This window comes from Glaciecola nitratireducens FR1064, assembly GCF_000226565.1.
Lineage (GTDB): Bacteria > Pseudomonadota > Gammaproteobacteria > Enterobacterales > Alteromonadaceae > Glaciecola > Glaciecola nitratireducens.
Map to the genome: position 1 here is coordinate 440,687 of NC_016041.1, position 21,573 is coordinate 462,259.

The following is a 21,573-nucleotide window of genomic DNA, read 5'->3' on the forward strand; positions in this document are numbered from 1 at the left end:
AAACTACAAACCCGGTGCCGCAATAAGACTATCTACCACTTTTGCCGATGACAGCACTCCTGGCAGGCCCGCGCCCGGATGGGTTCCGGCACCGCATAAATACAAGTTTTCTGGTCCTTCCGATTTATTGTGAAAGCGAAACCAAGCCGATTGCTGAAATGATGGGGCGATAGAAAAACCGCTGCCTTCGACACTGCTAAAGTCATGTTCAAAATCATTCGGTGCTTTTGCAAAACGATGGACTATATGCGCTGATAAGTCGGGCATAATCGTATCTTCTAAGGCTTTAATTATCTTATCACCGTATGCTTTTTCTTGCTCGGCCCAGTCAATACCAGAGAGATTGTTGGGCACTGGCGCCAATACATAGAATGAATCACATCCGTCAGGCGCCATACTCGGGTCTGTCGCTGTTGGTCGATGCAAGTATAGGGAAAAATCGTCCGCTAGTATTTTTTTATCAAAGATGTCACTCAATAAAGCTTCGTAACGTTTGCCCAGCCAAATTGTATGATGCACTACATCTGGATATTTCTTGGTTGTGCCAAAATGTAACACGAACAAGCCCATAGAAAGTTTGGCATGTTTGGTTTTAATTTTAGCACTAATACTTTGATTTTCTTTGGGAACCAAGTGTCGATACAAAAATTTAGGATCGATATTCGACACCAGTTTGTCACATTCGAAGGAGCCCTCATTTGTGTGTACTTGAGTGACTCGATTTGAGTCGATTGTTAAATTATTTACGCGTGTATTGAGTTTTATTTTAATGCCTTGCTCTCGCATTAGGGTTTCTAAACCATCAACCATCGCGCCGGTACCGCCCATGGCAAAGTGCACTCCCCACTTGCGTTCTAAAAAATGAATTAAGCTGTAAATGCTGGTTGTTGCGAAAGGATTGCCACCTACCAACAAAGGCTGGATAGAAAATGCTTGTCGTAATTTGTCGTTTTTTAAATAAGTACATACCATCTGCCAAACCGTGCGATAGCAATTGAGCCTGATTAGCGCTGGTACTTGCTTCAACATTGTAGATATTTTGTGAAACGGTTTATCAGAAAGCTCTGTAAAACCAACATCAAAGATGGCTTCCGACTGGGCTAACAGAGCCTTATATCCTGCTTTATCGTCAGGCTCAATTTCATCAATGCGAGCCAATGTTTCCTCGATGGTGCCGCCATAATCAAAATGGCTATTGTCTGGATAGACAAAGCGATACCAAGGTTCTACAGCAACGAGCTCAATATAATCTTCTAATTTCTTATCAAAAAGCGAAAATAGTTCTTCAAATAAGAATGGAGCCGTAACAACGGTCGGACCTGCATCAAAAACAAAACCGTCTATTTTATGCTGTTGCGCCCGCCCGCCCAAGCGTTCGCATTGATCAATAATCACAACATCATAGCCTTTTGCACGCAGCCTAAGTGCAGATGCCATGCCTCCAAAACCGCCGCCAATAACAACAGCCTTATTCATGAGTACTCGCTTTTGTTTTTGTTCGTAGGCTCTGAGCCGCTTTAATAACAGATGCCGCGCAGTTTGCAGGAAGTAAGCTTAATTCTTTCTCACATTGCTTCAATAAATAGCGGGCACGATTGCGCGCAATATAAGTCGCCTCTTCGATACAGCTTCGTGACGCTAATAAATTAATCAGGTTAAGTTGACCGCGCTGCGAGTCTTGTTGCCAATCGTCCAAGTCATCAACAATTTGATAGGCGATGGCAAAGTTATTTAATGCTTGATGTGCTGTTTGAACATGCTCCTCCATGTCTGCCATTAGTAGAGGAAGAGATAAGGTCAGTTGTATTAGTGGCCCTGACTTCATCGCCGCAATTTTTTCATACTGTTTTACACTAATGTCAGGTGTTGCATCGATATCTTGCGATTGACCGTGGATCGTAGTTGAAACAGCTCTATGGGTATGCGACAGCAATGTCGCTAATGAGTGATGTGGTCCGATGTCTGCTAACGCTCCGTATGCGGCAGAAATCATCACATCACCAGCACATATAGCGTGCGATTTGCCGTATTTTTTCCATACCGACTGCCTACCTCTCCTGATTGTTTCTGAATCTTGAAGATCGTCATGAACAAGGGAGGCATTGTGAAGCAATTCAATAGTACAGGCCATTGCGATTATTGACTTTTCAGGCAATCGTAGTGCAATTCCGGCTTCAATACAGAATGTAGCGCGAGCTCGGTTGCCGCCACTGTTTAAATGGAACAAGCCAGGTTGGCTATCTTTTATTCTAAAGTGCATGTCTTCTTCACACTGCTTTAGGATAAAAGACATTGTTGGTAAGTCGAGCGCTTTCGTTTGTATCATAGGTATTACTCTAATATGAGAGCGAGCCTGCGGGCCCAAGTTGGAACCGCAAACTCGCTAGACCAGTGAATAATATGCGCTTATTTCTAAGCGTGTTTCTCTGCTGCGCTTTGGCTTTCACTAGTAGCCGCGTACCATATCAACAAACCAAACGCGATCTTGTTAACCAAATCAGCAAGGTTGTACACTATGTTAAGTGTTTCTTGGTCAGCTGTACCCGTCATATAACCAAGCACGTAACCAATTGGGTATATCGCCCAACCTACCGTCACGATCCAACGCATTGCTTTGTATGCATATGTTACAGCAGGACTCGCGTTTGCTTCAGCAGCTTTTCCGGCTTCGCCGAAGAAGATTTCATATAGAATATAAAACCAACCCAACATACCGATTACAAAGCCTACTGTAATATTTAAATAGCCAGCTTCTGACATGTATCCTGGTATAAGCATCACTAAAGTACCAATTAGTAGACGCCAGAATATTCCAGCAGATGCTACGCCGATTGCACGCAGTATCAAATAGAATTCAATCATAAGAAGTGGCACTGTTAACAACCAATCTATATACCTATACACGGTAGGTGTCGATTGCGTAGCAACCCATACATCGCGCATATAGAAATAGTGAACGGCTGCTATGAAAGTTACTAGCGCTGATACTACAAGCGAGGTTTTCCATTTGGCGGTTACGCCCTGCGTTTCCCAAAGGAAAAATACAGTTGACGCCATTAATGCCATAGAGATTAGCCAAAACGAAATGCCAACAAAATCGTCGGATTCTAAATTAGCTGCGGCACTTGCAAAGGTGGGTAACATTAATAAAAATAATGCGGTAACCATCATTTTTACATTGACGCTGACGTTGCTCAGCGAGAAGCTTTTTGTTTTGTTATAAGCGTTTTTTGTAGTCATAATTTTTTCTCTGTTTATCCTTTAAAAAAATTTTTATGGTACATGTTCATTAGAGGATCTTGTTTCTTGTGTTGCTCTAATGACAAATTTCTACGCTCTATTACAAAATTGGTTGAAATATTTACAATAAATTTACAAGTTAGCCGGAAAGAATTTTTGACGCGTTTCTCTATACCTCAGTGAATTCAGAGCTTATAGCGTTTTCTATAAAATTTAAAATACTATATAAATTGGCGTACTTAAATTTGATCTTTCCAAATTGAAAGTCTCATATAACGACTCTTAAGCTTCTAATTTTATTAAAATAAGAGATTTTTGCAGTCAATAATATTGATAAAAGAGCATTTTTATTAATTGAAAAAAATCCTTTCTAATATGCACGCACCAGTGTTTTAGGGTGAGAGCAATATTATTAAGTATCGCTCGATTAACAGAATAAGAAGATGATAATAAGAGTCGATTGTAAATAAAGTGTTAATTTGTTGGGTTGAGAAAGGCTACGCCGCGGTTTTTATTTTTTACTAAAAAACGCGAAACTCGGGTTAACTGTATTCACGCAGTATCAACGCGTCGCTATGCAAATACTAAAGTCTTCGTTTGATGAATAATAACGCGATCTTGTAAGTGATATCGAATACCGTTTGCAAGCGCATTCACTTCACAACGCTTTCCTTTTCGTACCATATCTTGTGCTGAATCGCTGTGACTAATGCGCAATACTTCCTGTTCAATAATAGGGCCTTCATCAAGGTCTGAAGTTACGTAGTGACATGTTGCGCCAATTAGCTTTACACCTCTTTCATATGCCTGCTGATAGGGTTTTGCTCCAGCAAATGAAGGTAAGAAACTGTGGTGGATATTGATTGCTTTCCCTGCGAGTTTTTTGCATAAGTGGTCTGGCACAATTTGCATGAATCGGGCAAGTACCGTTAAGTCAATTTGGTAATGTTCGAGTAATCTTTCAACTTCCTTAAACGCTGCTGTTTTGTCCGTAAAATCAATAAAATGAAACGGTACTTTATACCAATCGGCATACTCACGCATGGTTTCATGGTTGGCAATAATGCATGGGATATTGCACCGCAGCTCACCGGTGTGCCATCTATGCAGCACATCAATTAAGCAATGAGACTCTCTGCTGGCCAATAGCGCTACGTTTGCATTTTTTTCAGAATCGCTGAGTTTCCAACGCATGTCGTAACGTTCAGCTACTTTGCCAAAAGCATTTACAAAGTCCTCGTGATCCACGGCAATCGATTTCGCATCAATTTCGTGGCGCATAAAAAAACGATTGAGCTGCAGGTCGGTATGATGACTAGCCTCCAGAATGTTCGCACCATGCTCTGCGAGAAATTGGGAAACAGCCGCCACTAGTCCGGTTTGGTCGGGACAGTCGATAACGAGACGATAAGTTGAAAGCAAAGCAAATTTTCCTTTTGCGTTGATGAAGTGATGTTTTGGATATAAAGTATACCGTGGGTGCTTTTTAATTGGTAAGTAATTTTAGTTGTATACCTACATAGCACTTGCTTAATGACAGTTTTCGTTGTGATCTAGGTCAATCCAGTTTGCGGTAAATGTAGCCGCAAGACTAAAGTCGCATTATTGTCATCCGAACTTTGTACTATAAATGTAGCTTAAAGAATGAGCACGAAAAATAGCGCACAATGATGGCGCTGTATTTTATATTTAGTAATTTACGTCAGGTAATAGGGAATGGATATGACAAGAGTAGCGTTAGTAACAGGTGGAACACGCGGAATTGGTGAAGCGATTTGTATAAAGCTTTTTGAAAAAGGATATAAAGTTATTGCCAACTACGGCGGCAACGATGTCAAAGCAGCTGAATTTTCTGAGCGGACCGGAATTCCAACAGCAAAATTTGATGTGTCAGACTTTGATGAAACGGCTGCAGGCATAGCGAAAATTGAAAGCGAATATGGCCCGATTGACATATTGGTTAACAACGCCGGTATTACTAGAGATGGCACAATGCACAGAATGACTTTTGAACAATGGAACGCAGTTATTCAAACTAACTTGTCTTCTTGCTTCAATACTTGTCGTGCAGTCATTGATGGAATGCGCGCAAGAGAGTTTGGCCGCATCATTAACGTTGGTTCTGTAAATGGTCAAGCGGGTCAATATGGACAAGTTAACTATGCAGCCGCTAAGTCTGGTATTCATGGGTTCACCAAAGCTTTAGCATTAGAAGGGGCGGGCAAGGGGATCACGGTAAATGCCATCGCACCTGGTTATGTTGACACTGATATGGTGCGAGCTGTGCCTGAAGAAGTGTTGGTGAAAATTATTAAAACAATCCCAGTTGGTCGTTTAGGAAAACCTGAAGATATTGCCAACAGCGTGGCTTTTTTAGTTGATGACGAATCTGGTTTTATTACAGGCTCTACATTGTCTATAAACGGCGGTCAACATATGTACTAAGCAGTTCTGCATACATTGGCAGGGCTCATTGCTCTTTGCGATAGACCCGCTGTAATGCGGCAACGCTTTGAACTGATAAATTAATAGTAAAAACGGAGGCCATAGTGCCTCCGTTTTTGAGTTTAGTTTTCTGTTTATGAGCGAGCTTTTTGCGATATATCTAAAATTCGAGTATCGCATTAAATGTGGTAGTTGAAGGGAACCCATCGGCAATCAACTGATTTCGGCTTTGAAATTCACGAATGCCAGCTCTGGTCGCGGGGCCGATAATGCCGTCAGCGCCACCAACATCAATACCCATGGAATTTAACTTTCGCTGCATCTGAGCCATTTGACTAATGCTATACTTAGGGAGTTCTGGTAGTGGCTTGCTCAATTCATCGTTGCCTAAAATACGATTGGCGAGCTGACCTACCGCAATGCCATAAAACTCAGAATTGTTCCAACGTAAAATAACGTTAAAGTTGTGATAAGCCAAAAATGCCGGCCCTTCATGTCCTGCAGGTACAATTAATGTAGATGGAATATCTGATTCACCGACACTACTGCCATTGGCTTTTGTAATATTCAACTTTGCCCAATGACTGATTGGTTTTTTCTCGTTACTTACACCGGCATAATCGAAATCAGATGGCAGCACTACTTCACGCCCCCATCGGAGACCGGGTTTCCACCCTAGTTTATTTAAAAAGTTTGCCGCTGACTCAAGTGCGTCTTTTTCACTATTCCATAAATCGGCTTTGCCGTCACCGTCGCCGTCAAGCGCATATTTCATGTAAGCGGTGGGCATGAATTGTGTGTGTCCCATTGCCCCAGCCCAAGACCCAATCATTTGTTCTTTATTAAGTGATTCGCGATCCATAAGTTTTAATGCAAGCATTAACTCACCGGTGAAATAGCCACTGCGACGAGGGTCACATGCCAGTGTAGCTAATGAATCAAGTGTAGACATTTTGCCTTTATAATTGCCAAAATTAGTTTCAAGCCCCCAAAATGCCAGTAAATAATGACCAGGTATCCCGTACTTTCTGGTCAACTCAGCTAAAAACTCTTTTTTCTCGGAGAGTGCCTCGCGGCCCTTCTCAATACGCCATTGATTGACTCTTGCGCTGTAGTAACTAGGGAACGTTTGAACAAATTCGGGTTGATTGCGATCGTATTCCAACACTTTAGGAATTTGCGTTAAGTTTGGAATTTCAGCTGCTATACGAGCTTCTGACACGCCTTGTTGCAGCGCAATTTCTGCGAGATTGACTTTACATTCAGCAAAGCTAGGCTGCTTTTCGGCGGCAGGCTCAACCATCGTTTGCGCATGGGACGGTGCTGCTATTGAAAGTAAAATTGAAAACGCAGATAGAGACGAAAGCAAAGTTGCTCCTCTCTTCCTGAATGACCTGTTAATGTGAGAAAGCGGTCGAAACATAATATTGAGTATTCCCTAATACAAAAAATGTGATTTACGTTGACGAATACAAACGTAGTCAAAACTAGAAGACGAGATTATTACTTATACAGACCATTAAATACACAAAAAGTGCGATAGTTCGCACTTTTTGTATTTTTGCTTAAAAGGTAGTTAAGCCGATAGCGATTTACAATACCTTAGGAATACTTATCAATGAACTCAGTAATCAACGGGCGAATATTCTTACGATACATTGAACCGCTAAATATTCCATAGTGACCTGCACCCGGCTGAAGATGATGTTTACGCATGTTTTTAGGTATGTTTTGACAAAGATCTTGCGCTGCTTCAGTTTGCCCAATACCGCAAATGTCGTCTTCAGCGCCTTCAACGGTTAGCAGGGGAGTGTTGGTAATTGCATTGAAATCCACTGGCTTACCATTGTAGGTAATCGTTTTGTTTGCTAGTTCGTTGTTTTTGAATACACGTTCAATCGTTTCTAAATAAAACTCAGCAGGCATATCAAGAACTGCCATATATTCGTCGTAAAATGCTCTAAAGCGCTCGCTATCTTCGTGTTCACCAAACAGTAAGTTTTGGAAGTATTTTTGGTGTTTTTTCATGTGGGCTTCTTTGTTCATAGAAATGAACCCGCCTAACTGCATAAATCCAGGATAAACTTCACGCCCTTCGCCGGGGTAACCAACCGGTACTTTCATAATAGCGACATTTTCAAACCAGCTCATTGGATGCTCGTTTGAAAAATCATTCACGCGCGTTGGATTTTTACTGATATCTATTGGACCAGCCATTAATGTCAGTGACTTCGGTATATTTGGATTTTTGTCTTGTGCCATGACTGCGGTTGCAATTAACGCTTGAACAGTCGGCTGACAGATAGCAATTAAATGTGTCTCTGGGCCTAAGTGATTCATCATCTCAATCAAATAACTGACATAACAATCGAATGAGAACGGGCCTTCTTCTAACGGTACTTCACGAGCGTCCAACCAATCCGTGATATACACTTCATGACTTGGCAATAAGGCCTCCACAGTTCCCTTCAATAAGGTTGAGTGATGCCCAGAAAGCGGTGCAACTAGCAATACTTTGTCTTTGTCAGTTTGCCCTGCTTTATTAAAATGGATCAGGTTGCAGAATGGCTTTGCGAATACAATTTCATCTTGAACCTTAACTGCTTTACCTTTTATATCAATTGTAGTGATATTAAAGCCCAGCTTGTCATAGCGTTGCGTTACTCTCATTGCTGATTCGAGCGTGGCACTTGCAATTCGTCCGCTCCAAGTGTGCGAATAGGGGTTGCTGGGATGTGAAATAAGCTCATTAACTAAGCGAAAACCTTCACTCATTAACTGTCCACTTTTTGCAAAATAATCGTATGCTTGATAATTCATCACGTCTCCTAGTACTTCAATGCCAGCAACGGCGTTGGGCAAATGCTAGATAACTTAGCTCAACAGTTCTTGCTGGGTAAAAAAAACTCCAAGTGCTTGGACCATTACATCCTTGCGCTTGGAGTTGATTTATATAGTATACAACCCGTATCGGTGTGTATAGATAGAGCTCATTACTTAGCTTTAGCAGCCGCGCTCATTTTAGCAGTCATCTCTTCACTCAAGCCTTTGATCATTTCGCCAGCTTTAGTTTGAGCGCCAGAAACTAGGGTATACGTTTCTTTTGCTGCTTCAGTTACTGTCTGCTGTAAACCTTCTAAATACGCTTTTTGCGCTTCAGCAAGGCTTGTTACGTCTTTCTGCTGGCTTGCAGTTTCAGCGAATGAAACACCGCCGCTTAAAAGCGTAGAGAAAAGTGCATTTTGTTTTTCAGCTAGTGCTTGAAGAGTAGACATGTTTAATGTCGCTAATTCAGTAACAGGCTTCATTGTTTCTTTAAGTTGTTCATTCATTTGGTCTAACATGATATATCTCCAATATTTAGAAAATTAAGGGGTAATTACGCTTTTGTTTCAACTTCTGTTTGCTTTTCAGGTGTTGCTTTAACATCAGTTGTTTTAATTTTTGCCGGTGCTTTTACTTCTTCAGCACTTAGCGTTGCAACTGGCTTCGCCGCAGTCTTAGGAGCTGGCGTTGCTTTCGTTACTGGCTCCTGTGCTACCGTTTTTGAAACTGACTTCGTCTTGGTAGCTGCTTTGGTCGTTTGTTTTTCCGGCGTTGTCTTTCCTGCTTCGGCAACAGGTTTAGCTACTGCCTTCGACGTCTTAGTTGAAGCCGTTTTCGATGCGGTCTTCTTCGCTGGCGCTGCTTTTTTCTCTGGCGCCGCTTTTACTGAAGAAGCCTTTACAGACGCTGCCTTTACTGGCTGTCCTTGTGCAACGGCCTTACTGACTTTCTCTTTTGCTGCTTCAGTTGCTGCTGTGATACCAGACTGCATTACATCTGTGTACTGCTTTGAGACTGCACTGACGGTGTTATAGGTCACTTTTGAGTTGCTGGTTAAGCGTTCTCTTACCGATTCTGCATATACAGACTGAGCAGCTAAAACGCCTTGCACTTCAGTTTGTTGTGCAACGGTTTGCATTAACTTCACGCTGTCTTCAACTAGCCCAGAGAAAAATTGGGTTTGTTGCTTAGTCACAGTTTCTATCGCTTTTACATTAGCGGCTAACAGCTCATTAACTGGCTGTGATGACTTTTTCATTTGTTCTGAAAATTGACCAAACATACTCTTTCTCCTGTTTATTTGATTAGGCTTTGCTGCGTTGCAACATTTGACATGTTCAAATAATATACGATATCCAGAGAAGATCAAGAAATATTTTGCTGCACTGCAACATATTTTTCATTTGAATGAGGTGAGTTTAGAGGTGTTGCAATTAATTATATGATTTAGTTGTCTTTTTTGTTTTTTGGGTTCAGGTTCCAGGTTGACATATTTTGCTCCATGATTTTTGAAAACATGCCAATAGGACTGTTGTCGACCATATTTTTCATTAGCCCTTGAACTTTATCTTGCTGTGCTATGAACTGCACGATGCTCTGTTCAAGATATTGTCTAACGAATACTTCCATATCGCTATCATAAAATCGAATAAGCTGTTTGAGCAAAACATCAGTTAATAAAGACTGTTGTTCGTTGGCTTCTGATTCACTAATGATTTGCAGTAGTACCGACTTCGTAATGTCCGCTTCAGTTTTTGAATCAACTATTTTGAACTCAGTTCGATCGTTTATCAGAGTCTTGATAAAATCTAGATTGACATACTTGCTTTGTGAACTGTCGTACAAACGGCGATTCGGATATTTTTTAATGACGACCAAGATAACCTCTAAGAAATAGTAAACAACAAAAGGTAAGGCAAAGCCCTCCCAAAAAACGAGTACAAAATAAAAAGGCTCAATTAAGAGCCCTTAAATTCTAGCCTAATTAATAAAAAGTTGCTTGGCTTTCATTTATAGCATCAACGTTGTGTCGCTTTTCATTCATCCAAGCGTTTCAATACGTAGTCTCCTGGAGCGTCCATAATAGCCGGATGTTGTTTACTTTGGCCGGGCTGTGGTGCTTTAATTTTTTTACCAGAAGTAGATTGCATCCATTGATGCCAGTCCGGCCACCATGAACCATTGTGCTCTTTCGCGCCATCAAACCAGTCTTGTGATGAATCGGGCAATTCGTCATTTAACCAATGTGGATATTTACCACCTTCAATGGGGTTAATAACACCAGCCAAATGGCCAGAACCAGCCAGCACAAAACGACTGTCACCGGATACTAGTTTTGCCCCTTCATACGCGCCTTGCCACAGAACGATATGATCAGCGACCGTAGATAAAAAGTAGCTAGGCATATCAATCTTGCCTAAGTCAATTGGTACTCCATCAATAACCACGGCACCAGGGTCTTTCAGTTTGTTTTCCCAATAGGTGGTGCGCATGTATTGTTTGAAGCATGCTGCTGGAATGTTCGTTGCGTCGCTATTCCAATACAAGATATCGAATGGCGCAGGGTCTTTACCTTTGAGGTAATTTTCTATAAAAAATGACCAAAACAAGTTGTTCTCACGCAACAGACTGAAGCTCATGCCTATTATTCGGCCATCAAAAACGCCTTTAAGTTCTGCGTTTTGTTCAATCATGGGCAGCATGTCTTCAGAGAAGTAATTTCCAACTTCTCCCGGCTCGTTAAAGTCTAATAAGGTCGTTAAAAAGGTGAGTGATGCGATTGATTCGTCACCGAGGGCTCGCAAATAGGCGGCGGTCATTGCCAATAACGTACCGCCAACACAGAAACCGGTTAAATTAACCTGCTTTTGTTTTGTTATGGCTTTTACTTGTTCAATTGCCTCGAGTGGCCCTTTGCGCATGTAGTCCGTAAAGTCATTGTCCGATAATTCTGAGGTCGGGTTCACCCATGAAATCATGAATACCGAATACCCTGCGTTCAGCAAGCCCTTTACCATCGACTTCTTTTCATCTAAATCAAGAACATAATATTTATTGATAAAAGGAGGCGTTATTAATACAGGTACTTGGTAGTGATTTTCTTGAATGGGGGTGTAATGAATAAGCTGGATGAGTTCATTCTGGAAAACAACTTTTCCGGGGGTGTATGCTAGATTTTCACCTAGTTTAAAGGCATCGCTGTCAGACTGTCGCATTTTAAATGCTTCCAAGGGACTTTTTTCCAAGTCCTCAAGGAAGTTCTGCATACCTTTAACTAAATTTTGACCTTTGCTGTTAATGACTTCTTCACAAACCTCAGGATTCGTTAGCACGAAATTTGTTGGTGAAAGCGAATTCACGTATTGACGTGTGAAGAACTTCGCTTGCTTTGCTGCTTTCTCATCGCTGAACTCAATCGCGTCAATCATGTTGCTGAGCATATCGGAATTAGCTAAATAAGATTCCTTTATGTATCGAAATACTGGGTTTTGATCCCAATCGCTGTGCGCAAACCTGCGGTCAGAGGACTTGTTTTTTGCTTCTGCGTTAGACGCTTTTTCGTCGTTGTTATTATCGCTTAGGCTCTGTCCCATCATTGCTTTAGATGCTTGTTGCCACAAGTCGGTTTGTTTTTGCATATACTGCATTTGTTGCTGAATGAGCTTATTCGAGTCAACTTTAATATCGCCGTTTAACAAGGCCGCTAACTTTTGCGGATCGAACATGCCTGGCACTGATGCGCCCGCGCCTTCTGCGGTTTTATTTGTTCTTGTTAACACCTCTTGAGCCAAGGCGTTAAATACGGTTGCATATTTTTCAATATAGGCTAAAACTTCAGTTTCATCCGTACTCATATTCATTCTCCATTCTATGCTAGTCGGACTTTTTCTGCCCTTTTAAAAAACCTTCCATCATTTTCTGATACGCGGTAAAGCCCGTCAGTCCGTTCTCTAGTGACGGTTTAATGAATGTTTCAAAGGCTTTCTGTGGATCCTGCGCGCATTTCTCTGCTAGTTCTTCTGTTATGCTCGTGTGCAGTTGACTAAAATCCGGAAGTCCAAAAATTTCGCGTGCTTCGGCGGGGCTCAGTTCCAATTCTATTTTGACTTTCATAGGGTTTCCTTCAGAGTAAGCCATTGCAAAATAAGCAACGTAGTACACCTAGACAGCGTATTTATCGATAACGTTTCTATAAACAGCCGGCCTAAATAATAACGACGATAGCGTTTTTTATTATTGCTGAACTTTTAGCCTATGCCGCAGCCTAAACAATGTCTATAGTTTTCGACTATTGTAGTAGGTTAATTATACATTCTCATGTGCGTAGTCATGCTTAACAGAGCGGTGCCCTCTTTTATTTTAACGGTGTATGACTAACAGGATGAATAAAACGTCTCGCTTCGAGACAATATACAATTACAATGCGGCAACTTATCACTAGAATGCACAGAACATAAATTGAATAAACACTCATCAAAACTCAATCAACACTTATGAAGAGAACAAAAACGCTTTGAAGATAAAAGAATTACCTCTATTGCCCTTTCGATGGCTAAAACGCCATTTTTGGAAATTGTTCATTGTTGCTTTAGCTGCCTCTGTGTCCTATGTGATTTATGTTGATGCTCAAGTAAAACAACGATTCGAAGGGAACAAGTGGCAGGTGCCTGCGCAAATATTCGCACGGCCATTAACCCTGCAAGTTAAGCAAGAGATTACGATTGCGGAAGTTAAAGATGAATTAAGCTTGTTGGGATATCGGCGGGTTAGCGCTGCGAAATTGACAGGTGAATACCAGACCTACTCAAATCAACTTCGCATCCAACGTAGAGCGTTTCATTTTCCAAATGGTTATGAACCAGAGCGAGATATCCGCATCACTTGGCAAGGCGAGCGAATTGCTAAAATCGAATATTTAATAGGTAAAGGTGCGAATCCAACAGCGAAGTCGATTGCATTAACGCGTTTAGAACCTTGGTTAGTTTCTCGTCTTGTGAGTGGACTCGACGAAGATCGGATGCTGGTCGGCAAAGACGACATTCCTTTGCTGTTACAAAAAGCCTTGGTGATCGTTGAAGACCGCGATTTTTATCAGCATCACGGTGTTGCACCAACATCGATCATCCGCGCATTTTTTGCCAATATAGTGGCTGGTAGAACGGTGCAAGGCGGCAGCACATTAACTCAACAGCTAGCTAAAAATTTCTTTTTGACCCGAGAGCGCTCCTATATTCGAAAAGCTAAAGAAGCCGTCATGGCAGTAGTCATAGACGCTAGGTATTCGAAGGAAGAAATTATTAATGCTTATATAAATGAGGTATTCCTTGGGCAGAATGGTGCTGTTGCAGTGCATGGCTTTGGTTTAGCGAGTCATTTCTATTTTGACAAACCACTACCTGAACTCAATACTCCTGAGATAGCAACATTGATAGGCTTAGTAAAAGGGCCTTCGTTCTATTCGCCCAGTAAGCACCCTGAACGAGCGTTAGAGAGACGTAATATCGTGTTGCGTTTACTATTTGAAGCAAATGAAATTAACAGCGACGAATACGCTGGTTTTGTCGCGGCGCCGCTGAACACAGCGAGTAGTGAAAGTTTAGCGAGTGGCAAGCATCCGGCATTTATGGACAAAGTACGTGATGAACTCAACGCTGTGATTAGCCGTCGTGCGGAGCAGCTATCGGGCGTTAAGCTTTACACAACCCTCGATATAAACGCGCAGCGTCGTGCGGAAGCGGCAGTGAAGGAACAAGTTGATCGTATTGCGCAAAAACGTGAACAACCAGACCTAGAAGCCGCAATGGTTGTATCTGATGTTCAGAGTGGTGAAATTAGAGCCATAGTGGGCGGTAAAAAAGCTGGATTTAGCGGCTTTAACCGTGCTTTGAATGCCTATCGTCCGATTGGTTCATTGGTAAAGCCTGCGGTGTATTTGTCAGCATTAGAGGACCCTGAGCATTATAATTTAGCGACAATGCTTGAAGACACGCCAGTCAAAATGCGCAGCACTGGCGGTAAGTACTGGGAGCCTTTAAATTCTGATAAAGAGTTTCGTGGCCAAGTATCTTTAATTGAGGCCTTAACCAAATCCTATAATGTGCCAAGCGTAAAGCTAGGCATGGCTGTTGGCTTAGAAGAAGTGGCTTACACAATTAATCGCTTAGGCGTAGATAAGGAAATAACCTTAGTCCCTGCGCTCACCCTAGGCGCAATCGATTTATCTCCACTGCAGGTTAACCAAATGTATCAAACCATTGCTAATAATGGCGTGATGAATCAACTGCATAGTTTGACCGCGGTGACATCAAACGAAAATGAATTGCTGTATTTGCGCGACGTAGAAAGTGAAATTAGAGCTGATGAGTCGGCTACTTATTTAGTGAATTACGCACTGCATAAAGTGACGCTTGAAGGCACAGCAAAAGCGGTAAGAGAGGCTTTTCCAAACATAAATATGGCAGGAAAAACCGGCACTACAAATGATTATAGAGACAGTTGGTTTGCGGGTTTTGACCGAAACTTAGTGACCAGCGTGTGGATGGGATCAGACGACAATGCACCTGTTAACTTATCGGGTGCAAGTGGCGCAATGCAGGTTTTTATTGCGTTTCAGAAGAAACAGTCACCCAAAAATCTATCTCGACGATTTCCTGATGGGCTTGGCATTGCGCATTTTGATGCAAAAACAGGCGAGCTTTCAGCGCCAGGATGTGGTGATATTTTAAGTGTGCCGGCAATACTCAGCGCGCTTCCCGAAAATGCTCGCGGCTGTGATGGCCAACCTGCTGTTAGAATGCAGCCTAAAAAGAAGGAAAAATCGTTCTGGGAGAAGTTGTTCGGAGAGTAATCTCGTCTTTATTTCCTGCCTAATGTATCAGCTGTAATTTAATTAACACTGACCCCTTTATTTTTTTAAGTCACTTGCGTCCTTATGGGGCGAATATTTGAAAATGCACCATTATGGTGCTTTTTTGTGTGCTCATGGTAATTTAAAAACCCTTATCTAATTGATATATATAGCTATTAAGTGTTGGCACTGGTCTTGAATAGTAAATCGAAACTACACTATTTCTTTTGAATTACGCAGGAGCATACTATGAAATTAGTCACCGCAATCATTAAGCCATTTAAGCTTGATGATGTTCGTGAAGCTATCTCTGAAATCGGTATTGACGGTTTGACTGTCACCGAAGTGAAGGGATTTGGTCGTCAGAAAGGTCACACTGAGCTTTATCGTGGCGCTGAGTATCAAGTTGATTTTTTACCTAAGGTGAAGCTTGAGATCGCAATAAATGATGATCAAGTTGAGCGTTTGGTTGAAGCCATTGTTGGCGCAGCGAAAACAGGCAAAATTGGTGACGGAAAAGTGTTCGTCTATGACTTAGAACAAGCAGTGCGTATTCGTACTGGCGAAGCAGACGCTGACGCTCTGTAAGTCGCGCAGCCAGATAACCGGAGAACAAAAATGGAAATCACATTCGAACTTGGGTATGCATTAGATACCTTTTACTTCTTAATCTGTGGCGCACTAGTAATGTGGATGGCGGCAGGTTTTACTATGTTAGAAGCGGGTTTAGTACGCGCTAAAAACACCACTGAAATATTAACTAAAAACGTATCGCTGTATGCAATTTCTTGCATCATGTACATGATATGCGGCTACAGCATAATGTATGGTGGCGACGATATGTTTTTCCTTTCAAGCATAATGGGTGACGGCGCAACCGGTGCTGAAGATCCAGCAGCTTACGCACCATCAGCTGATTTCTTCTTTCAGGTAGTTTTCGTTGCAACAGCAATGTCAATTGTATCTGGCGCGGTTGCTGAGCGTATGAAGCTTTGGGCATTCCTAGCGTTTGCGGTCGTGTTAACGGCTTTCATCTATCCAATGTCTGGTTCTTGGACATGGGGCGGCGCTGACGTATTTGGTATGTTTAATTTAGGCGCACCAGTACCAGAAGATGCTGCTGCTGACTGGATGCCTGCGTTCCGTTTCTCAGACTTTGCTGGTTCAGGTATTGTGCATATGGCAGGTGCTGCTGCAGCATTGGCTGGTGTATTAGTGCTTGGCGCTCGTAAAGGTAAATATGGCGCAGACGGCCGTGTTAACGCAATCCCTGGTGCAAACTTGCCATTAGCTACTTTAGGCACATTCATACTGTGGATGGGCTGGTTCGGTTTCAACGGTGGTTCGGTTTTAGCGACAGCAAGCGTTGAAAGTGCAAATGCGGTTGCAGTAGTGTTTATGAATACTAATATGGCTGCAGCAGGTGGCTTAGTTGCTGCGTTATTGCTAGCGAGAGTACTTTTCGGTAAAGCGGATTTGACGATGGCATTGAACGGCGCATTAGCTGGTTTGGTAGCTATCACAGCAGAGCCTTCTACACCGACTCCTCTGCAGGCTACATTGTTCGGTGCCTTGGGTGGTATTTTAGTGGTAGGTAGCATTTTAGCCTTAGACAAGCTGAAGATTGATGATCCAGTGGGCGCAATCTCTGTTCACGGTGTTGTTGGCTTCTTAGGTCTTATGTTGGTGCCATTTACTAATCCGTTAACTGTTGATGTAGCTGGCGGTGGAACGGGTGGTGCAACGTTTGTCGGACAGCTTGTCGGTGCTTTGACCATCTTCTTCTGGGTATTCGTGACGAGCCTAGTTGTTTGGCTAGCGCTTAAAGCCATCATTGGCATACGAGTTACTGAAGAAGAAGAGTTTGAAGGCGTAGACATGAGTGAGTGTGGCTTAGAAGCTTATCCAGACTTTACTACTAGCCGTCAAAACTAATCTACGCTAGTTTAAGAGCCGGCTATGGATAGCTAGCTCTATGAAGAAAGCTCAAGGACGAAGCAGGGAAGCACAAGTTGGCGTGAAAATAACAATAAGTACACGCCAATAGTTATTTTTAGCAAAAAGCCCCGATTTATCGGGGCTTTTCGTATCATCCAACTTATAGTCCTTATATTTCAACGCAATATGATCTTAGCGTTCTCAACATACATAAACATACTATTCGTCTCACGTTTACTGATATTCAATTTGAAAAAATTCATGCTCTTCATTCTGTTGCCTGCCCTCATTATATTCTCTGTCGCTTTGTTCATTGACGCTGCAGCAACGGGTTTACGCTTGTTAAATACGGGTGTTTCCTTAACCCATTCTTATAATATTAGCCGTGACATCTCTTACGGTGGTGAATCGTGGCAAAAACTAGATATTTATCGAGCCCGGGATGCCGACGAAAATACGCCGGTCATCGTTTTCTTTTTTGGTGGTGGCTGGTCTTGGGGAGATAAAGCCTATTTTGAATTTATTGCGGACAGCTTTGTTCGCAAAGGCTACACCGTCGCTATCCCAAATTATGTGCTTTATCCTCAAGGAAAATTTCCGCAGTTTGTTGAAGATGGTGCTAAGGCGATTGTGTGGATAAAGAATAATGTTAGCGAATATCAAGGCAGCGCTGAAAAAATCTTTCTTGTAGGCCATTCAGCAGGTGCATATATTGCAGCGATGGCGGCAACAGATACCCAATATTTGCAGAAAGCAGGTGAAAGTAAAAGTTTCATAAAAGGAGTTGCGGGCGTTGCGGGGCCCTATAACTTTACCCCGAAGGCCCAAGAGTATATCAACATTTTTGGCAAGGAAAATTTTGACAGTATGAAGATTGCTCAGTACGTGACTGGAAACGAAGCCCCCATGATCTTACTGCATGGCAGCGGAGATAAAACGGTAGGTGTGTTTAATCAAGAAATAATGGCAGAAGCGTTAAAAAAAGAAAACGTGAAGCATCAGTCGATAGTATATAACAGCAATATTACGCATATTAAAATACTACTTAAATTACATCCTTGGTTTGCGGATAGCGTTGATGTCGCAGAGGACATTGACTGGTTTTTTAAGAGCCTGTAATAGAGCAACAGTCTTTTGAGTTGAAGACTATAAAAGTTGATTAGCCATACAAACAACATCTAGTCACTTTGAGTAATAACAATCGATTTTAATACCCACATCAAGGAGGGGTTAAGTGAGTAACTAAAAGCTTATTTGGAGATAGGTGGGAGGCCTTACGTTAAGTCTCCATAAATCATTCTCAACTCATGTGGCAATTAACACGAGATCAGAATCTCGATTATCAACAAAGCGCAATTGATTAGTGAAACTAAGGTCAGATACAGAGAGCATTCACGCCTAGGTTCAAACGTATTTAGCATCCAATATATTGATACAGGTCATTAAATTTACTCGTTTTCCTGCAATTATTATTTTTGATATCTAATGATTCTAAAGCAGGGGCCAAGGTAGGTAAATGACTGATAAAACGTTCAATTCGACTACTTCCAAATTATCTCATCCTATTTGGCATAGCATTCCTGCAAATGTGTGTCTCAAGCATCTAAATGTATCAGTCAATGGCTTAGACCAACAAGAGGCCGACGCGCGACTGGCAACTTACGGCGCTAACTGTCTGCCAAAAGCAGCAAAACGAAGTGCTTTTAAGCGATTGCTGATGCAATTTCATAATATTTTGATTTACGTATTGCTGGCCTCAGCCGCAATCACTGCGTTTATTCAACATTGGGTTGATTCAGCAGTGATATTGGCGGTTGTCCTTGCGAATGCGATAATTGGCTTTATTCAGGAGGGGAAAGCCGAACAAGCCATGGACGCTATTCGCCATATGTTAGCTCCTCAGGCCAGAGTCATTCGTGATGGAAAGCAACTAGCAATTGATGGTGAAAAATTGGTTCCTGGGGACATTGTGTTGCTAGAGGCAGGAGATAAGGTGCCCGCTGATTTACGATTGTTCAGTGCGCACAGCGCGGCGGCGCAAGAAGCTATTCTGACAGGGGAGTCCTTGTCTGTAGAAAAGCAAACACTGCCGGTTGCTGAAGGGCTGCCTCTTGGTGACCGTTCTTGCGTCGCTTTTTGCGGTACTCTAATCACCAGTGGCCAATGCAAAGGAGTGGTAATTGCAACTGGAGCAGAGACTGAAATCGGTCGTATCAGCGGGCTGCTTTCTGAAGTCGAAATACTAACAACGCCTTTAGTTACGCAGATGGGTGTATTCGCTAAATGGCTGACCGTTTTGATTCTCATCATCGCTTTTCTGCTACTCACCTTCGGTTATTTTGTAGAGCATCGCGACTTCGCAGAATTGTTCATGGCCGTCGTCGGACTCTCTGTCGCCGCAATCCCCGAAGGTTTACCTGCAGTTTTAACGATAACATTGGCAATCGGGGTTCAGGCAATGGCGAAGCGCAACGCTATTGTGCGACGGTTACCTGCCATTGAAACGCTTGGGGCAGTATCGGTCATTTGCAGCGATAAGACGGGCACACTGACACGCAACGAAATGATGGTGGCTTCAGTCTTGACTCATCCTCACCTATTTAACATGTCAGGCTGTGGTTACGAACCAAAAGGTGTACTAAAAATAGACGACAGAGATGTTTCCCCAGCCGAACATTTGGTGCTGGAAGAACTCGCCCGTGCAGCGATTCTTTGCAATGATGGCGCGCTTCGGCAGCATGAAAACACGTGGTTAGCAGAAGGTGACCCCATGGAAGGAGCGTTGCTAGCTTTTAGCGGAAAAATGGACGCCGACATTTCTCACGAACAATCCACATGGACACGAACCGATGCGATCCCCTTTGATGCTCGAAATCGTTTTATGGCTACACTAAATCACGATCATGAAAGACATGCTTGGGTATTCGTGAAAGGGGCACCAGAAAAGATTTTGAGCATGTGCTGCGATCAGCGCACAACAGATGGAAAAACAGAAGCTCTGGATGCGGCGTATTGGAATGATGAGCTTGAATCCATTGCTGCCCTTGGTCAGCGAGTACTTGCTTTTGCGGTCAAATCAGCACCTTCAAACAATACGGTTCTGGAGCATGCAGACATACAAAACAAACTCACTCTACTAGGCATGGTAGGAATGATCGACCCCCCTCGAGACGAGGCTATTAGCGCAATTGCCGAATGCGGTACTGCCGGGATCCGCGTGAAAATGATTACCGGTGACCACACTAAAACTGCATCGGCAATTGGCAAGCAGATTGGTCTGAAAAATGCTGAGACCGTGATAACCGGCTCAGACCTCGATTGCTTTGATGATGCAGCTCTGCGACAGGCAGTAATAGACTGCGATATATTTGCGCGTACAAGTCCTGAACAAAAGTTGCGCTTGGTAATGGCATTACAATCTCATGGTTTTACGGTCGCAATGACGGGTGATGGTGTTAACGATGCTCCTGCACTCAAAAGAGCTGATGCAGGTATCGCGATGGGACAAAAAGGCAGTGAAGCCGCGAAAGAAGCTGCAGAATTAGTGCTAGCTGATGATAATTTCGCATCTATTGTAGCTGCCGTGCGGGAAGGGCGCACTGTTTATGACAATATTAAAAAGGTCATTAGTTGGACATTGCCAACTAATGCGGGGGAAGCAATGACTATAATTGTGGCATTGCTTATGGGGATGACACTGCCGATCACCGCTATTCAGATCCTTTGGGTTAACTTGATTACGGCTATCACGCTAGGTGTAGCACTGGCGTTTGAGCCAACTGAAGAAAACACCATGCGCAGGCCACCCCGAGCCCGCGATGAGCCTCTGCTGACTAATGATTTAGTATGGCATATTGTGTTGGTATCTTGTTTATTTCTGTGTGGTGTATTTGGCACCTACCATTATGCCATCGACCAAAATTATTCTGTCGAACTTGCTCGCACTATTGCCCTCAATACGCTTGTAGTAATGGAAATTTTTCATCTTTTTTTCATTCGTAACATTTATGGTACATCACTTACTTGGAAAGCTGTACGCGGCACAAAAGTGGTCTGGATGGTGGTAATTGCAGTTACAGCCGCACAATTTGCCATTACTTATCTTCCAACCCTACAATCAGTATTTGCTACTGAAGCCATTCCATTTTGGGACGGTGTTCTCGTCTTAGGTATCGGTGTTGCGCTATTTACTATTATTGAGGTCGAAAAACAACTTCGCCTAGCGCTCCAGCGCACCAAAAGGGCTTGATGTTTGCTGCTCAAGTGCACACCGCACT

17 protein-coding genes are annotated in these 21,573 nt (G+C 42.7%); 6 read left to right on the forward strand and 11 right to left on the reverse strand.

The window, feature by feature from the left end:
- Positions 1-3 precede the first annotated feature (3 nt).
- From crtI to purU, 4 genes are all read right to left on the reverse strand, one after another.
- A complete protein-coding gene (crtI, locus tag GNIT_RS01895) occupies positions 4-1,476 on the reverse strand; it encodes a phytoene desaturase family protein (protein ID WP_014107432.1) in 1,473 nt (490 codons plus the stop codon).
- Positions 1,469-2,326 carry a polyprenyl synthetase family protein gene (locus GNIT_RS01900; protein WP_014107433.1) on the reverse strand — a complete coding sequence of 286 codons (858 nt, stop codon included), beginning with the start codon at positions 2,324-2,326 and terminating at the stop codon, positions 1,469-1,471. Before GNIT_RS01900 ends, crtI begins: the two co-directional genes overlap by 8 nt.
- Before the next feature lie 86 nt (positions 2,327-2,412).
- Complete coding sequence (locus tag GNIT_RS01905; RefSeq protein WP_014107434.1) at positions 2,413-3,240, reverse strand: bacteriorhodopsin-like; 828 nt, start codon at positions 3,238-3,240, stop codon at positions 2,413-2,415.
- A gap of 573 nt (positions 3,241-3,813) precedes the next feature.
- Complete coding sequence (gene purU / locus GNIT_RS01910; protein WP_014107435.1) at positions 3,814-4,662, reverse strand: formyltetrahydrofolate deformylase; 849 nt, start codon at positions 4,660-4,662, stop codon at positions 3,814-3,816.
- A gap of 300 nt (positions 4,663-4,962) precedes the next feature.
- Here purU and phbB point away from each other — a divergent pair, with 300 nt between their 5' ends.
- Positions 4,963-5,685 (forward strand): acetoacetyl-CoA reductase, encoded by a 723-nt coding sequence (gene phbB / locus GNIT_RS01915; protein WP_014107436.1) that lies wholly within the window; start codon positions 4,963-4,965, stop codon positions 5,683-5,685.
- A gap of 160 nt (positions 5,686-5,845) precedes the next feature.
- Here phbB and GNIT_RS01920 read toward each other — a convergent pair whose 3' ends face one another.
- From GNIT_RS01920 to GNIT_RS01950, 7 genes are all read right to left on the reverse strand, one after another.
- A complete protein-coding gene (locus GNIT_RS01920) occupies positions 5,846-7,108 on the reverse strand; it encodes a lytic murein transglycosylase (protein WP_049786915.1) in 1,263 nt (420 codons plus the stop codon).
- Positions 7,109-7,287: 179 nt separating this feature from the next.
- Positions 7,288-8,505: a polyhydroxyalkanoate depolymerase gene (locus tag GNIT_RS01925; RefSeq protein ID WP_014107438.1), complete on the reverse strand. Its 1,218-nt coding sequence runs from the start codon at positions 8,503-8,505 to the stop codon at positions 7,288-7,290.
- Between the two features lie 173 nt (positions 8,506-8,678).
- Complete coding sequence (locus GNIT_RS01930) at positions 8,679-9,029, reverse strand: phasin family protein (protein ID WP_014107439.1); 351 nt, start codon at positions 9,027-9,029, stop codon at positions 8,679-8,681.
- Positions 9,030-9,064: 35 nt separating this feature from the next.
- Positions 9,065-9,793 (reverse strand): phasin family protein, encoded by a 729-nt coding sequence (locus GNIT_RS17600; protein WP_014107440.1) that lies wholly within the window; start codon positions 9,791-9,793, stop codon positions 9,065-9,067.
- Positions 9,794-9,957: 164 nt separating this feature from the next.
- Positions 9,958-10,389, reverse strand: coding sequence for a polyhydroxyalkanoate synthesis repressor PhaR (gene phaR, locus GNIT_RS01940; RefSeq protein ID WP_014107441.1), 432 nt, complete (start codon positions 10,387-10,389; stop codon positions 9,958-9,960).
- 158 nt (positions 10,390-10,547) lie between these two features.
- Positions 10,548-12,365: a PHA/PHB synthase family protein gene (locus tag GNIT_RS01945; RefSeq protein WP_014107442.1), complete on the reverse strand. Its 1,818-nt coding sequence runs from the start codon at positions 12,363-12,365 to the stop codon at positions 10,548-10,550.
- A 19-nt stretch (positions 12,366-12,384) separates the two neighbouring features.
- On the reverse strand, positions 12,385-12,624 hold the full coding sequence (locus GNIT_RS01950; protein WP_014107443.1) for a hypothetical protein: 240 nt from the start codon (positions 12,622-12,624) through the stop codon (positions 12,385-12,387).
- Between the two features lie 400 nt (positions 12,625-13,024).
- Here GNIT_RS01950 and mrcB point away from each other — a divergent pair, with 400 nt between their 5' ends.
- From mrcB to GNIT_RS01975, 5 genes are all read left to right on the forward strand, one after another.
- Positions 13,025-15,358, forward strand: a complete 2,334-nt coding sequence (gene mrcB, locus GNIT_RS01955; RefSeq protein ID WP_014107444.1) for a penicillin-binding protein 1B — start codon at positions 13,025-13,027, stop codon at positions 15,356-15,358.
- Between the two features lie 249 nt (positions 15,359-15,607).
- Positions 15,608-15,946 (forward strand): P-II family nitrogen regulator, encoded by a 339-nt coding sequence (gene glnK / locus GNIT_RS01960; protein WP_006011141.1) that lies wholly within the window; start codon positions 15,608-15,610, stop codon positions 15,944-15,946.
- A 30-nt stretch (positions 15,947-15,976) separates the two neighbouring features.
- A complete protein-coding gene (gene amt, locus GNIT_RS01965) occupies positions 15,977-17,293 on the forward strand; it encodes an ammonium transporter (RefSeq protein WP_041246263.1) in 1,317 nt (438 codons plus the stop codon).
- 264 nt (positions 17,294-17,557) lie between these two features.
- Positions 17,558-18,415 carry an alpha/beta hydrolase gene (locus GNIT_RS01970; protein WP_014107448.1) on the forward strand — a complete coding sequence of 286 codons (858 nt, stop codon included), beginning with the start codon at positions 17,558-17,560 and terminating at the stop codon, positions 18,413-18,415.
- 397 nt (positions 18,416-18,812) lie between these two features.
- Positions 18,813-21,545, forward strand: coding sequence for a cation-transporting P-type ATPase (locus GNIT_RS01975; protein WP_014107449.1), 2,733 nt, complete (start codon positions 18,813-18,815; stop codon positions 21,543-21,545).
- Positions 21,546-21,573 lie beyond the last annotated feature (28 nt).